This window comes from Streptomyces corallincola, assembly GCF_019104725.1.
GTDB lineage: Bacteria > Actinomycetota > Actinomycetes > Streptomycetales > Streptomycetaceae > Streptomyces > Streptomyces corallincola.
Window position 1 is genome coordinate 1 of sequence record NZ_JAHRXF010000041.1, and the last position, 14,264, is coordinate 14,264.

Here is a 14,264-nt window from a genome sequence, read left to right on the forward strand (position 1 = left end):
GAGCAGGTGTGTTCCTCGTATCCTGGTCGTCCAGAACGTCCACCCGTGCGCACCGGGCCGCGAGGAGCGGACGGGGGGGCGGGGGCGGCGGGGGCGGGGGCGGGCGGGCGCTGGTCAGTCGGACACGGATTCGGCGTGCTGGATCTGGGCGGGCGGGATCTCTGTCGGCGGGATCTCTGCGGGCGGTCGGGGGCCGACGTAGCGCGCGACCGGTCGGATGATCTTCGGGTCGGCCGCCTGTTCCAGCACGTTGGCACTCCAGCCGACCACCCTGGCCGCGGCGAACGTGGGCGTGAACATCTCCCTCGGCAGCCCGCACAGCTCCATGACGACGCCCGCGTAGAACTCGACGTTGGTGTGCAGTTCCCGGCCGGGCTTCAACTCGGCCAGGATCGCGGTGACCTGACGTTCGACCTCGACGGCGAAGGCGACCCTCGGGCCGCCGAACCCCTCGGCGATCCCGCGCAGCATCCGGGAGCGGGGGTCCTCGGTGCGGTAGACGGCGTGCCCGAAGCCCATGATGCGTTCACCGGCCAGCACGCGTTCCCGGATCCACGGGTCGATGCGGTCGGGGGTGCCGATGGCGTCCAGCGTGTCGAGAGCGCGGCTCGGGGCTCCGCCGTGCAGCGGCCCCGACAGGGCACCGACGGCGCCGGAGAGGCAGGCGGCGACATCGGCTCCGGTGGAGGCGATGACGCGGGCGGTGAAGGTTGACGCGTTGAATCCGTGGTCAATGGTCGCAATCAAGTATTGCTCGACCGCACGGGCCTTGCGGGGGTCCGGCACCTCCCCCGTCAACATGTACAGATAGTTGGCCGCGTACGACAGATCAACCCTCGGCTCGACCGGGTCAAGTCCCTGCCCCAGCCGGTACAACGCGGTCAACAACGTCGGCACCGCAGCGCAGACGGCGACGGTGTCGGCCCGGCGCCGCCCGGCGTCGATGTCGTACACAGGCTGGAGCCCCTCGGCCGCACCGAGCAGCGACAGCGCGGTGCGCAGACCGGACAGCGGCCCGGAGACCCGGCTCGCCGCGGCGATCGCGGGCAGCGCCGCTCGGACCTCGTCGGGCAGGGCGCGCCGCGCGGCGGTCACGGCGGTGAACGCGGCCAGGCCGCGGGCGTCCGGGAGCGCGCCGTGCACGAGCAGGTGCCACACGTCCTCGAAGCCGCGGGTGCGGGCCAGGTCCACGGCGGAGTACTGCCGGTAGTGGTAGAAGCCCTCGGTCCCGCGGACATCACCGATCTCGGTGTCGGTGACGACGACCCCGGCGAGTCCTCGCGGTACGTCGATACGTGGTGCGGTCCTGTTGACAGTCATGGTGTGCCTCCTCGAACGTGACTCGACTGTCCATGATTGACTATTCCCGCGTCAATATTGATTGGATCAACTAACACGTTCAACGTGTACAGATGCCACTACGGTGACCCCCATGCGTGATCACGAGTCCTCTCCCGAACGTCCCGGACGCCCCGGCCAACGCCTGACCACCAGGGAGACCGCCGAACTGCTCGGTGTGAAACCGGAGACGGTGTACGCCTACGTCAGCCGGGGCCTGCTCGGCAGCAGACGCGAGCCCGGCGCCCGCAGCAGCAGCTTCGACGCCGGTGAGGTCGAGGCCCTCGCCCGCCGCAACCGCCGCGAGGCGGCGGGGGCTTCCGGCTCCGGCGGCGAACTCTCCGTCCGCACCCGCATCACCCTCATCGAGGACGACCGCTGCTACTTCCGCGGCGTCGATGCCACGGAACTCGCCGCACGCCACTCCTACGAGGAGGTCGCGGAGTGGCTGTGGACCGGCCGGATGACACCGGGCACGACCTTCACCGCCCCGGAGGCCACCGTCGAGGCCGCGCGGTACGCCGTGCACGCCCTGCCCGAGCACACCGCGCCCACCGACCGGCTGCGGGTCGCGGCGATCGCGGCAGCCGCCGGTGACCCGCTGCGCTTCGACCTCTCCGAGGAGGCGGTCCTGAACACCGGGCGGGCACTCATCCCCACGCTGGTCGCGGCCCTCCCCCCGGTGCTGCACGCACCGGAGGACGACGGCCCGCTGGCCCACCGGCTGTGGGGCAGGCTGACCGCCGCGCCGGAGGACGAGAAGGCGCTGCGCGTGCTGGACGCGGCGCTCGCCCTGCTGGTGGATCACGACCTGGCCGCCTCCACCCTCGCGGTCCGCGTCGCCGCCTCGGCCCGCGCGCACGCCTACGCCGCCGTCTCGGCCGGTCTGGGCGTCCTGGAGGGCCCGCTGCACGGTGCCGCCAGCGGCCTGGCGCACAGGATGCTGGCCGACGTGCTGGAAGAGGGCACCGCCGCCCCTGTGATCGCCGACGAACTGCGCGCCGGGCGCCGGGTCCCCGGCCTCGGCCACCGGATCTACACCGGCGAGGACCCGCGCGCCACCGCGCTGTTCGCGCTGCTGGAAGGGGTCCCCCGCGCCGAACCCGCCCTGCTCGCCGCGCGCGACATCGTCGCCACGACGGCCCGGCACACCCCGCTGCACGCCAACGTGGACCTGGCCCTCGCTGTGCTCACCGTGTCCTGCGGAATGCCGACGACGGCCGGTGAGACCGTGTTCGCGGTGGCCCGTACGGCGGGCTGGATCGCCCACGTCCTGGAGGAGTACGGCGAACGCCCCCTCCGCATGCGCCCCTCCGGCCATTACGTCGGCCCGCGTCCCCCGCAGCCGCTCCCGGCATAGGACACGGGACGGCCGGAAGTCGTCGCGGCCGGAGTCAGGTTAGGCTCACCTCTGTGAGTGCGTGCGCGACCGTCTCCAGCAGCCTTGACGAGCCCGTTTCCGGAACGGCGGCCAAGGCGCGGACATGGCTGCTGTTGGAACAGCCCGGCCCCTGGGGCGTCAAGGCGCTCACATCCAGCCACCTGGACCGGGCACTGGGCCGGGCCCTGGAGGCGGCGGCCGGGAACACCGGGGTGCGTGTCGCGCTGATCCGCCGCCCCGGCCCGCACGCGGACTCCCGTACGCCCGCCGAGCGCCAGGTGTACGTGGCCCACACCGTTCCCGGAAACGCGTGGCTGCACAGCACCGCCGTGGACGACCCCCGCCGCCTGCTCGACCTGGACTTCGCCGCGCTCGGTGCGGGCGACCCCCGTTCCTTCGCCTCGGCGCTCGGCGGCCGACCGCACACCGGCGACCCGCTCGCTCTGGTGTGCACCAACGGCAAACGCGATCGCTGCTGCGCTCTGCTGGGCCGCCCCCTCGCCACCGAACTGGTCGCGTCGGGGGAACAGGGCATCTGGGAGGTCACCCATCTGGGTGGTCATCGCTTCTCCCCCACCGTGCTCGTCCTGCCGTACGGCTACGCCTACGGCCGCGCGGACGCCCGCACGGTGCGGGAAGCCCTGCGCGGAGCGCGAGAGGGGCGGGTCGCGGTCGGGGGGTGCCGGGGCCGCTCGGCCTGGGACCGGCCGGGTCAGGCGGCGGAGCTGGCCATCCGCGACGCGGTGCGCGAGTACCGCGCGGACTCGCTGCGGGTCATCGCCACCGAGAGCCGGGGGCCGCGCTGGGAGGTCACGGTGGCGCACACCGACGGACGCCGCTGGCGCGTGACGGTGGCGCAGGGCGCCTCCCTGCCGCCCCGCCCGGAGAGCTGCGGCGCCTCGGTGCTCGGCGCCCCGGCCCGGATGGACGTGGTGGCGGTACGTGAGGACCGGACCCCGGCGCTGGCGGGCTGAACGGAGCGCGGCGCACCGGTGCCGCGGTACCGCTCGTGGCCGGGCACGGATCGTGGCGCGGCCGGAACAGCCGCGCCACGATCGGGCATTGACCCTCAGACCGCCCCGGCGCCGGTCAGCGACCGCACCTCGGTCTCCGCGTGCCGGGCCTCGTCGGCGGGTTCCGCCGAGGTGACCGTACCGAGCCACCCGGCGAGGAAGCCGAGCGGGATGGAGACGATGCCGGGGTTCTCCAGCGGGAAGTACTGGAAGTCGATCCCCGGGAAGAGCGAGCCGGGGCTGCCGGACACCACCGGGGAGAGCAGCACCAGGCCGATCGCCGGAACCAGTCCGCCGTACACGGCCCACACCGCGCCCCGTGTCGTGAACGAGCTCCAGAACAGCGAGTAGACCAGCGCGGGCAGGTTCGCCGACGCGGCCACCGCGAACGCGAGCCCGACCAGGAAGGCGACGTTCATGTCACGGGCGAGCAGCCCGAGTCCGATGGCGACGACACCGATCCCGACGGCGGCGACCCGCGCCACGGCGACCTCGCTGCGCGTCTTGCCGCCCGGCCGCCGCAGCGAGGCGTACAGGTCGTGCGCCACGGACGCCGACGAGGCCAGGGTGATCCCGGCGACGACGGCGAGGATGGTGGCGAACGCGATCGCCGCCACCACGGCGAAGAGCACGGTCCCGCCCGCGGAACCGGCTCCGCCGCCCAGGTCGAGGGCGAGCAGCGGTACGGCGGTGTTCCCGGCCGCGTTGGAGCGGCGTACCTCGTCGGGCCCGACCACGGCGGCGGCGCCGAAGCCGAGGACGATGGTCATCAGGTAGAAGCCGCCGATCAGGCCGATGGACCAGACCGTGGAGCGGCGGGCCGCCCGCGCGGTGGGCACGGTGTAGAAGCGGGACAGGATGTGCGGCAGGCCCGCCGTACCGAGGACGAGCGCGATGCCCAGGCTGATGAAGTCCAGCCGGGCCGTCCAGTCGCCGCCGTACTTCAGCCCCGGTGCGAGGAAGGCGTTCCCGTGCACGCTGCGCTCGGCGGCGGTGACCAGCAGTTGGTCGAAGTCGCCGTGGAAGCGCACCAGCACCATCACGGTCAGCGCGATCGTTCCCGCCAGCAGCAGGACCGCCTTGACGATCTGGATCCAGGTGGTGGCCCGCATGCCGCCCAGCGACACGTAGATCACCATCAGGGCGCCGACGCCGATGACCGTCCACGCCTGCGCCGCCCCGCTGGTCCCGCCGAGCAGCAGCGCGACCAGGCTGCCCGCGCCCACCATCTGCGCCACCAGGTACAGCACCGACACGGTGACGGAGGAGGTACCGGCGGCGATCCGCACCGGCCGCTCGCTCATCCGCGCGGCCACCACGTCGGCCAGTGTGAACCGCCCGCAGTTGCGGACGAGTTCCGCGACCAGCAGCAGCACCAGCAGCCAGGCTACGAGGAAGCCCACGGTGTAGAGCAGGCCGTCGTAGCCGAACAGGGAGATCAGTCCGGCGATACCCAGGAAGGACGCCGCCGACATGTAGTCACCGGCGATGGCGAAGCCGTTCTCCATCGGGGAGAACAGACGGCCGCCCGCGTAGAACTCCTCGGCGGAACCCTGCCGCTTGCGGCTCACCCAGGTGGTGATGCCGAGCGTGACGGCGAGGAAGGCGCTGAACAGCAGCACCGCCAGCATCTGGTGGTCGCCGCTCATGAGGCACCTCCCTGCGCACCGCGCGTCAGTTCCTGTGTGTCCCAGCGGAGTTGCAGCGCGGCACGGTCACGGCGCAGCCGCGCGTGCCGGGCGTAGGCCCAGGTGAGCAGGAAGGTGGTGAGGAACTGTCCGAGCCCGGCCACCATGCCCACGTTCACCGCGCCGCTCACCGGCCGCGCCATGAACCCCGGCGCGGTGGTCGCGGTGACCACGTACGCCACGTACCAGGCGAGGAATCCGATGACACCGGGGACCACGAACCTCCGGTACCTGCTGCGCACTTCCTGGAACGCGGCGCTGCGCTGGACCTCGACGTAGACGTTCCGCGCGCGGATCTCGGCACCGGTGGGACCGGTGCGTGCGGCCGGGACCGTGGTCCGCGCGGGCCCGCCGGGTCCGTCCGCCTCTCCCCAGCCCGTGGCCAGTGCGTCGTACCAGGGATCCTCGTACTTCATGTCGCGGGAGACCGTGCCGGCTTCCGACCGGTCCACGGAAGAACTCCCGGTTGCGTTCCCGGCGCCTTGGGAACGACCGTTGCTTGACTGCATGCTCCAGGATGGACAGATGTCAGGGGCTCCGGGCCCCATTCCGGGGGTCCTTCACTCCATTAAGTGACCTATTCCGTACGCAGCGTGACGAGACCTTTCGCGTAGGCGTAACGCACCGCCTGCGCGCGGTCCTTGAGCCCGGTCTTGGCGAAGAGGTTGTTGATGTGGGTCTTCACGGTCGCGGTGGAGACGTGCAGCCGCCGGGCGATCTCCTGGTTGCTCATCCCCTCGGCGATCAGGACCAGCACCTCCGTCTCGCGCAGGGTCAGCCCGTCGGGCGGCTCGGCCGGTCCGGTGCCCGGCGGGGGTGGTGAGGCGGCCGGTGCGGGCTCCGACAGCCGCTCCAGCAGTCTGCGCTGGATACTGGGCGAGAATCCCGCCTCTCCCGAGAGCACGCTGTGCACGGCCCGGACGATCTCCTCGCCGCCCGCGTCCTTGGTGAGGTAGCCGCGAGCGCCCGCGTGCAGCGCCGGGAACAGCGAGTCGTCGTCCGCGTAGGTGGTGAGCACCACGACCTGGGTCGCCGGGTACCGCTCACGGATGCGCCGGGTGGCCTCCACTCCGTCGCAGCGGGGCATCCGCAGGTCCATCAGGACCACGTCCGGGGCGAGTTCACCGGCGAGCCGGACGGCCTCCTCGCCGTCGCCCGCCGCGCCCACGACCTCCACACCGGGCAGCAGTCCGAGCAGCATCACGATGCCCTCCCGCACCACGGTCTGGTCGTCGGCGACGACCACGCGCGCGATTCTGCTCATCCCCTCCGTACCGTTCATACCGGCACCTTCAGTGTCACCGCGAACCCCTTCTCGTCCGGTCCGGCGTCGAGCGAACCGCCCAGCAGCTCGGCACGCTCCCGCATTCCCAGCAGACCGTATCCACCGCCGCTGCCCGTCAGTTCGCCCGGCGCGCCACCCGAGTCCCTCACGTCCAGGGTGACTTCGTGCGGCCCGTAGTCGAGCCGGACGCTCACCGCGGCGCCGGGCGCGTGCTTGCGCACGTTGGTGAGCGCCTCCTGGGCGACCCGGCGGACCGCCTGGGAGGCCTCGGCCGACAGCGGTCTGCGGTCGCCCGTCACCGCGATCTCGGCGCTGTGGGCCTCGCCGACCAGCCCGGCCAGGAAGTCCTCCAATGGGGTCATCTCGCCGCGCAGCGCGGAGAGCGCCTGCCGGGTCTCCGCGAGACCGTCGCGGGCCATGCCCCGGGCGGCGACCACCCGCTCCAGGATCTGCTCGCGCTCGGCACCGCGTTCGATCAGCAGCCGGGCCGCCTCCAGGTGGACGAGCTGCGCGGAGAGGCTGTGCGCGAGGACGTCGTGGATCTCCCGCGCGATCCTCGTCCGCTCGGCCAGTGCCGCCGACTCCGCCTCGGCGGCGTGGGCGGCCCGCTCCTGGGCGAGCAGCCGCTGCGCGCTGCCGCGCGCCTCGGCGTCCAGCCGCATCACGTATCCGGCGAGAGCCATTCCGGCCGCGGTGGCCGCAGTGGTCAGCCAGACGTCGTTGTTGAACGCCGCGAACGAGGCCAGCGCCACGGAGGTGGCCGGGACGGCCGCACCGAGGGGTAGCCGCTCCAGCGCCGAGATCCCGCAGCCGCACCAGAGGACCAAGGCGGGTCCGTCGAACCCGGTGGTCCGGGCGAGGACGGCGATACCGAGCAGCAGCGCCATCAGCGCGAGGGAGGGGATCAGCCGGTGGGCGTAGGTGGTGCGGTAGAAGCCCCAGGCGACCACGCCGGTGACCAGGACGACCGCGACGGCGGTGAGCGCGCCCGGCACCCCGAGGTGGTTGCGGTTCAGACCGGCCCACAGGAGCAGGACGACTGCCGCGCCCCGGACGGTCCAGGCGAGAACGCGCCGGGGCCGTGAGGTTCCCGTGCGACCGAGTGCCTCCCGCGAGGGCCAGCGTGTCCACGCGTTCTCGGTCATACGCTCTCCCCCTTCCGTACCGCTCGCATGCCGTCACCGTACGCCGGGACGCGGTTGGCCGCGGAGCCTGTGGATTGTGCCCTCAGGGCCAGCACTCCGGCGCGGACGAGCAGGGTGCAGGCGAGGCCGAGGATGAGGGCGCCGCTGTCCTGGTGCACCCCGGCCAGCGCGCCGAGGGCGTAGAGCCCGACGCGCAGGACTATGCCGCCGATCCAGACGAACGCGCTGGTCCGGCCGCTCCTCGTCCATACGACGCCGTCGGCCTCCGTCCACATGCGGCTGGTCCAGGCCCAACCGGCGCCGGTGGCGAGGGCCACGACCAGTTCGGCGGCGATCAGCGCGACGGACGCGGTGTGGTGGTGCGGGTCCACCAGGCCGCCTCCGCGCAGGGCGACGAACCCGAGGATCAGGGGCAGCAGCCACCAGCGCCGGTCGTTGGTGACCGGCCGGGCGCGGAACTGCCGCACGACCACCAGGACGACGACGGCGACGATCACCAGCGCGTTGACCAGCCCGGACATCAGAGCCTCCGTGTGTGGAGCGAAGCCGGGGGCGGGCGCCCGCCGACCCTTTCGAAGGTACGGAGACCGGCGGGCGGAAAGATCGGAGCAGGGGTGGATCAGGGGTGGATTCCGGAGCCGGGGCTTCTCCACCCACGGGTGGAGAAAGCCGCGTGGCCCGGCCGAACCCGCCCACCCGAGGGTGAAGCGAGGACGGTCGGGCCACGCGGCGCGGCCGGCGTTGGTCAGGCGTCGATGCGCGACCGGTCCAGCGTGGCGGCCGAGCTGGAGATGAACTCCTTGCGCGGCGCCACGTCGTTGCCCATCAGGAGGTCGAAGACCTGCTCGGCGGCCTCCAGGTCGGCGAGGTTGATCCGGCGCAGGGTGCGGTGGCGCGGGTCCATCGTGGTCTCGGCCAGCTGGTCGGCGTCCATCTCGCCGAGGCCCTTGTAGCGCTGGATGGACTCCTTGTAGCGGACGCCCTTGCTCTGGAACTCCATGAGCGTGTCCCGGAGTTCGCGGTCCGAGTACGTGTAGACGTACTTGTCCTGACCCTTCTTCGGCTGGGTCAGCTCGATGCGGTGCAGCGGCGGGACGGCGGCGAAGACCCGGCCGGCCTCGACCATCGGGCGCATGTAGCGCTGGAAGAGGGTGAGGAGGAGGCAGCGGATGTGGGAGCCGTCCACGTCGGCGTCCGTCATCATGATGATCTTGCCGTAGCGGGCCGCGTCGATGTCGAACGTACGACCCGATCCGGCTCCTATGACCTGGATGATCGCGCCGCACTCGGCGTTCTTGAGCATGTCGGTCACCGAGGACCGCTGCACGTTGAGGATCTTGCCGCGGATGGGCAGCAGCGCCTGGAACTCGGAGTTCCGGGCCAGCTTCGCCGTACCGAGCGCGGAGTCGCCCTCGACGATGAAGAGTTCGCTGCGGTCCACGTCGTCGCTGCGGCAGTCGGCCAGCTTGGCGGGCAACGACGAGGACTCCAGGGCCGTCTTGCGGCGCTGGGCGTCCTTGTGCTGGCGGGCGGCGACGCGGGTGCGGGCCGCCGCGACGACCTTCTCCATGACGACCCGCGCCTGGGCGGCGGCGTCGCGCTTGGCGCTGGTGAGGAACGCCTTGAGTTCCTTGGCGACCACGTTGTTCACGATGCGCCGGGCCGCCGAGGTGCCGAGGACCTCCTTGGTCTGGCCCTCGAACTGCGGTTCCGCCAGCCGCACGGTGACGACGGCCGTCAGACCCTCCAGGGCGTCGTCCTTGACGATGTTGTCCTCGGCGACGCGGAGCATCTTCTTGGCCCGCAGGACGTCGTTCAGGGTCTGTACGACGGCCTGCTCGTAGCCGGTGACATGGGTGCCGCCCTTGGGGGTGGCGATGATGTTGACGAAGGAGCGCAGCGTGGTGTCGTACCCGGTGCCCCAGCGCAGCGCGATGTCCACGCCGAGTTCGCGGGTGACCTCGGTCGGGGTCATCTGGCCGTGCTCGTCGAGGACCGGGACGGTCTCCTTGAAGGTGCCCTGGCCGGAGAAGCGGAGGGTGTCGCAGACGGGCCTGTCGCTCGCCAGGTACTCGCAGAACTCGCTGATGCCGCCGTCGAAGCGGAACGACTCCTCGCCCTTGCTGCCGCCCTCGCCGAGACCGAGTTCGTCGCGGACGACGATGGTCAGGCCGGGGACGAGGAAGGCGGTCTGCCGGGCGCGCTGGTGCAGGGTCTCCAGGGCGAGCTTGGCGTCCTTGAGGAAGATCTGCCGGTCGGCCCAGTAGCGCACGCGGGTGCCGGTGCGGTTCTTGGGGATCTTCTTGGCCCTGGTGAGTCTGCTGCCCGGCTCGAACCCGGCGTCCGGCCCGTTGCCCCGGAAGGCGCCGGGCACACCGCGCCGGAAACTGATGGCGTGGACGCTGCCGCCCCGGTCCACCTCGACGTCGAGGCGGGCGGAGAGGGCGTTCACCACGGAGGCGCCGACGCCGTGCAGACCGCCGGAGGCCGCGTAGGAGCCGCCGCCGAACTTGCCGCCCGCGTGCAGCTTGGTCATGACGACCTCGACGCCGGAGAGTCCGGTCTTGGGCTCGACGTCCACGGGGATGCCGCGTCCGTTGTCGCGGACCTCGACGGAGCCGTCGTCGTGCAGGACGACGTCGATGTGGTCGCAGTAGCCGCCGAGGGCCTCGTCCACGGCGTTGTCGATGATCTCCCACAGGCAGTGCATCAGGCCGCGGCTGTCGGTGGAGCCGATGTACATGCCGGGACGCTTGCGCACGGCTTCGAGGCCCTCAAGGACGAGCAGGTGCCGCGCGGTGTAGTTGGAGCCGTCCCGGTCTGCTCCTGCCAGCAGCGCTGTGGACGGCACGGACGTATCGGCGGTCACGCGGTTCGCTCCTCGCTGAATTTCAGATGACCCCCTTGTGGGTAAGGGGGCGGCTTCGGTCGCCGCTCAGAGGGTACCGAGGCCTGGTAGAGCCGTTGTAACGCCACCCTCGTCGGGAAAACAGCCTAGTCCAGACTCGTATACGCGTTCGATCACTCGATGGAGTGAAGCACACATCACGTTCCATTGGAGGCATGAACCATTTAGGCTCCGGGCACGTCCTCAACAACAAACCGGCAACCCGGCCGGCAGGACGTGAACCGAGACAGCGCGAACCCGTACGCACCAAGACGCACTACGGCACCTTCGCCGCCAACCGGCAGCAGACAGCCGCCCCGGAAAAATTCCTTCGAGGAAAAGCCACGAGCGGGAACGTTTTCGGACTGGTTGGATGTTGACCCTGGTACGACAGCTCGTCGAGCTAGAGAAGAGGCGACGTGACTACTGTTCTGACCCCCGCGAGCCCGCTGACGGCCGCCGACCGCTGCGACCGCTGCGGCGCCCAGGCATACCTGCGTGTCGTGCTGCTCAGCGGCGGAGAACTGCTCTTCTGCGCCCACCACGGTCGCAAGTTCGAGCCGGAACTCAAGAAGATCGCCGCTGAGATACAGGACGAGACCGAGCGGCTCACCGCCGTTCCGGACACGACGTCCGAAGATGAGCGCTGAACCTCGCACACACGACGAGCCAGCCCCGGCACAGGCCGGTGAACGGGCGGTCGCTCCCTTCTCGGGAGCGACCGCCCGTGCTCATGTCCGGGGCCCGCTCCGGGCCCCCTCGGGTCAGCCCTGCGGCACGTCCAGTGCGTGCAGCGCGTCGGAGACGCGGGTGTAGACGCCGGGGCTGCCCGCCCGGCCGCAGCCGCTGCCCCAGGACACCAGCCCGATGAGCTTCCCGGCGGCCACCAGCGGGCCCCCGCTGTCGCCCTGACAGGCGTCGGGGCCGCCCTGCTCCTCCCCGGCGCACAGCATGGAGGAGGCGCGGTAGGTGCCCTCGGGGCCGCCCGGGTAGGCGCGGGCGCACTCGTCGTCCGGCAGGACGTGCACATCGGCCGCGTGCAGGCGGCGCGCGTAGTCGCCGCCGCCCGTGAGGTCGCCCCAGCCGGAGACGCGGGCCTTGGTGCCCGGCGCGTAGGCGGGGTCGCCCGCCGCGGCCACCGGGACCACCGTGTCCTTCGGCAGCTCCCCCGCGAGGGTGAGCACGGCCCAGTCACCGGCGTTGGTGCCGGGGTCGTAGGCCGGGTTGACCTTGATGCTCCTGACGGCGATCTCGTGGCCGCCGCTGCCCAGCAGGTCCGTGCGGCCCGTGACGGCCTTGAGGTCGCGGGCCTGGTTCGGCGGCTTGCCGAGCACGTCGTCGCCCATGCAGTGGGCGGCGGTGAGCACGGTGGTCCGGGAGACCGCCACGCCACCGCAGAATTGCCCGGCCCGGGTACCCCCGAACCGGTCACGGCTGGTGAGCGCGACGGTCCAGGGGGCCTCGGAGATGTCGATCGGGAAGCCTCCGACCACCACGCTGTCGGCGGTCGCGGGCGCCGCTCCCACCAGGGGTATGGCGGACAGCGCGGCCGTCAGGACAAGCGGTGCGGCCACTGCGCGGACAGGGATGCGGCGCATGCGTACTCCTCACTCCGGGTCGTATCGGAACACCCACAGTGATCCAGGGCCGCGAGGCGCGCAGCGCGAAGGCCCGGCCCCGCGCGGGGTTCCGGGCCTTCGTGTCACTCGAACGGACTAGTCGAGGTAGTCGCGCAGGACCTGCGAACGCGACGGGTGGCGCAGCTTCGACATCGTCTTGGACTCGATCTGGCGAATCCGCTCACGCGTGACGCCGTAGACCTTGCCGATCTCGTCCAGGGTCTTCGGCTGGCCGTCGGTCAGGCCGAAGCGCATGGAGACCACGCCCGCCTCACGCTCGGACAGGGTGTCCAGGACGGAGTGGAGCTGCTCCTGCAGCAGCGTGAAGCTGACCGCGTCGGCGGGCACGACGGCCTCGGAGTCCTCGATGAGGTCACCGAACTCGCTGTCACCGTCCTCGCCCAGCGGGGTGTGCAGCGAGATGGGCTCGCGGCCGTACTTCTGGACCTCGATGACCTTCTCCGGGGTCATGTCGAGTTCCTTGGCCAGCTCCTCCGGGGTGGGCTCGCGGCCCAGGTCCTGGAGCATCTGGCGCTGCACGCGGGCGAGCTTGTTGATGACCTCGACCATGTGCACCGGGATACGGATGGTGCGGGCCTGGTCGGCCATCGCGCGGGTGATCGCCTGCCGGATCCACCAGGTGGCGTACGTGGAGAACTTGTAGCCCTTGGTGTAGTCGAACTTCTCGACGGCGCGGATCAGACCGAGGTTGCCCTCCTGGATGAGGTCCAGGAACAGCATGCCGCGGCCGGTGTAGCGCTTGGCCAGCGAGACCACGAGGCGGAGGTTGGCCTCCAGCAGGTGGTTCTTGGCACGGCGGCCGTCCTCGGCGATGATCTCCAGCTCGCGCTTGAGCTTGGGGGCAAGCTTGTCCTCGGTGGACAGCTTGTCCTCGGCGAAGAGACCGGCCTCGATGCGCTTGGCGAGTTCGACCTCCTGCTCGGCGTTGAGGAGGGGGACCTTGCCGATCTGCTTCAGGTAGTCCTTGACCGGGTCGGCGGTGGCACCGGCCGCGGCGACCTGCTGCGCGGGCGCGTCGTCCTCGTCCTCGTCGGACAGGACGAAGCCCGCGTTCTCGGTGGTGCCCTCCGGCTCGTCGGAGGCCTTGGTGTCCTCGAGGACCTCTTCCTCAAGGACCTCGGCGTCGTCCTTCTTGCCGGTGGTCTTCTTGGCCGCCGTCTTCTTGGCGACGGTCTTCTTCGCGACCGTCTTCTTCGCGGCGGTCTTCTTGGCCGCTGCCGCCTTCTTGGCGGGGGTGGCCTCGTCGGTGGCGTCGTCGTCGGCCAGGTCGGCGGAGACGGACGGGGCCGCCGTGGTGGCGGTGGCCTTCCGGGTCGTCACCGTCTTGGCCGCGACCGTCTTGGTGGCGGTGCGCTTGGCGGGACTCTTCGCTGCGACGCTCTTGCGGGTGCGCTTGGGCTCTGCTGCACTGACCATCAGCGTCACACCCTCTTCCTCGAGGATCTGGTTGAGGCTGCGCAGTACGTTCTTCCACTGAGTGGCCGGAATCTGGTCAGCTTCGAAGGCCCGACGCACGTCGTCGCCGGCGATCTGCCCCTCAGCCTTTCCCCGCTCAATGAGCGCCATGACAGAGACGGACTCGGCGATCTCAGGCGGGAGCGTACGGGATGTGCTGGCCGACACGAACAACCTCTCGGAACGTTGGAAAGCGGCTTCCGGCCCCGTCCACAGTGGACCGGAGCCGACCACCGGCCTGGGGATGGGCCGACGGAGCGGGCGGGAGCCGGGAGGATGCACAGCGCCTGTGACGGCGTCCGTATTCCCTCCGCGACTGTCACCTCTTAGGTCATCGCACTGCTTCCGGGAGCGTTACGCCCAATCTGCGTGGCCCGAGTCACACCGCGTAGGCGATCAAAAAAGAGCAGACACGGACAAAGAGCCATCGCC

At 71.1% G+C, this 14,264-nt stretch carries 12 protein-coding genes; 3 read left to right on the top strand and 9 right to left on the bottom strand.

The annotated features are described in order from the left end of the window. Positions 1 to 114: 114 nt before the first annotated feature. Entirely contained in the window at positions 115 to 1,320 is a 1,206-nt protein-coding gene (locus tag KUM39_RS22010) for a citrate synthase/methylcitrate synthase (RefSeq protein ID WP_217787473.1), read from the bottom strand. 112 nt (positions 1,321 to 1,432) lie between these two features. On the opposite strand from KUM39_RS22010, the gene KUM39_RS22015 reads away from it, so the two are divergent. After that, positions 1,433 to 2,698: a citrate synthase gene (locus KUM39_RS22015; RefSeq protein WP_217787474.1), complete on the top strand. Its 1,266-nt coding sequence runs from the start codon at positions 1,433 to 1,435 to the stop codon at positions 2,696 to 2,698. A 53-nt stretch (positions 2,699 to 2,751) separates the two neighbouring features. Beyond that, complete coding sequence (locus tag KUM39_RS22020) at positions 2,752 to 3,693, top strand: ferredoxin family protein (RefSeq protein ID WP_217787475.1); 942 nt, start codon at positions 2,752 to 2,754, stop codon at positions 3,691 to 3,693. Positions 3,694 to 3,788: 95 nt separating this feature from the next. Here the strand turns inward: KUM39_RS22020 and KUM39_RS22025 are convergent, their stop codons facing one another. The 6 genes from KUM39_RS22025 to KUM39_RS22050 form a co-directional block, all read right to left on the bottom strand. After that, positions 3,789 to 5,381: a monocarboxylic acid transporter gene (locus KUM39_RS22025; RefSeq protein WP_217787476.1), complete on the bottom strand. Its 1,593-nt coding sequence runs from the start codon at positions 5,379 to 5,381 to the stop codon at positions 3,789 to 3,791. Beyond that, on the bottom strand, positions 5,378 to 5,929 hold the full coding sequence (locus tag KUM39_RS22030; RefSeq protein ID WP_217787477.1) for a DUF485 domain-containing protein: 552 nt from the start codon (positions 5,927 to 5,929) through the stop codon (positions 5,378 to 5,380). Before KUM39_RS22030 ends, KUM39_RS22025 begins: the two co-directional genes overlap by 4 nt. 68 nt (positions 5,930 to 5,997) lie before the next feature. Further along, positions 5,998 to 6,702, bottom strand: coding sequence for a response regulator transcription factor (locus tag KUM39_RS22035; protein WP_217787478.1), 705 nt, complete (start codon positions 6,700 to 6,702; stop codon positions 5,998 to 6,000). Continuing rightward, on the bottom strand, positions 6,699 to 7,850 hold the full coding sequence (locus KUM39_RS22040; RefSeq protein WP_217787479.1) for a sensor histidine kinase: 1,152 nt from the start codon (positions 7,848 to 7,850) through the stop codon (positions 6,699 to 6,701). The genes KUM39_RS22035 and KUM39_RS22040 overlap by 4 nt, the downstream gene beginning before the upstream one ends. Next, positions 7,847 to 8,371, bottom strand: a complete 525-nt coding sequence (locus tag KUM39_RS22045; protein ID WP_217787480.1) for a DUF1453 family protein — start codon at positions 8,369 to 8,371, stop codon at positions 7,847 to 7,849. The genes KUM39_RS22040 and KUM39_RS22045 overlap by 4 nt, the downstream gene beginning before the upstream one ends. A 224-nt stretch (positions 8,372 to 8,595) precedes the next feature. Further along, a complete protein-coding gene (locus KUM39_RS22050; protein WP_217787481.1) occupies positions 8,596 to 10,719 on the bottom strand; it encodes a DNA gyrase/topoisomerase IV subunit B in 2,124 nt (707 codons plus the stop codon). A gap of 437 nt (positions 10,720 to 11,156) precedes the next feature. Between KUM39_RS22050 and KUM39_RS22055 the strand changes: the two genes are divergently transcribed. Beyond that, positions 11,157 to 11,387, top strand: coding sequence for a DUF7455 domain-containing protein (locus KUM39_RS22055; RefSeq protein WP_217787482.1), 231 nt, complete (start codon positions 11,157 to 11,159; stop codon positions 11,385 to 11,387). Between the two features lie 114 nt (positions 11,388 to 11,501). Here KUM39_RS22055 and KUM39_RS22060 read toward each other — a convergent pair whose 3' ends face one another. After that, the gene (locus KUM39_RS22060; protein ID WP_217787483.1) at positions 11,502 to 12,335 is read right to left on the bottom strand and encodes a serine protease; all 834 of its coding nucleotides are present in this window, start codon (positions 12,333 to 12,335) and stop codon (positions 11,502 to 11,504) included. A 117-nt stretch (positions 12,336 to 12,452) separates the two neighbouring features. Next, positions 12,453 to 14,000, bottom strand: coding sequence for an RNA polymerase sigma factor (locus tag KUM39_RS22065; RefSeq protein ID WP_217787484.1), 1,548 nt, complete (start codon positions 13,998 to 14,000; stop codon positions 12,453 to 12,455). Positions 14,001 to 14,264 lie beyond the last annotated feature (264 nt).

Bases quoted from the DNA above. Each gene is read 5' to 3' on its own strand.
- KUM39_RS22040 (WP_217787479.1), bottom strand. From the start codon at position 7,850: ATGACCGAGAACGCGTGGACACGCTGGCCCTCGCGGGAGGCACTCGGT.
- KUM39_RS22025 (WP_217787476.1), bottom strand. From the start codon at position 5,381: ATGAGCGGCGACCACCAGATGCTGGCGGTGCTGCTGTTCAGCGCCTTC.
- KUM39_RS22030 (WP_217787477.1), bottom strand. From the start codon at position 5,929: ATGCAGTCAAGCAACGGTCGTTCCCAAGGCGCCGGGAACGCAACCGGG.
- KUM39_RS22015 (WP_217787474.1), top strand. From the start codon at position 1,433: ATGCGTGATCACGAGTCCTCTCCCGAACGTCCCGGACGCCCCGGCCAA.
- KUM39_RS22010 (WP_217787473.1), bottom strand. From the start codon at position 1,320: ATGACTGTCAACAGGACCGCACCACGTATCGACGTACCGCGAGGACTC.
- KUM39_RS22035 (WP_217787478.1), bottom strand. From the start codon at position 6,702: ATGAACGGTACGGAGGGGATGAGCAGAATCGCGCGCGTGGTCGTCGCC.
- KUM39_RS22045 (WP_217787480.1), bottom strand. From the start codon at position 8,371: ATGTCCGGGCTGGTCAACGCGCTGGTGATCGTCGCCGTCGTCGTCCTG.
- KUM39_RS22060 (WP_217787483.1), bottom strand. From the start codon at position 12,335: ATGCGCCGCATCCCTGTCCGCGCAGTGGCCGCACCGCTTGTCCTGACG.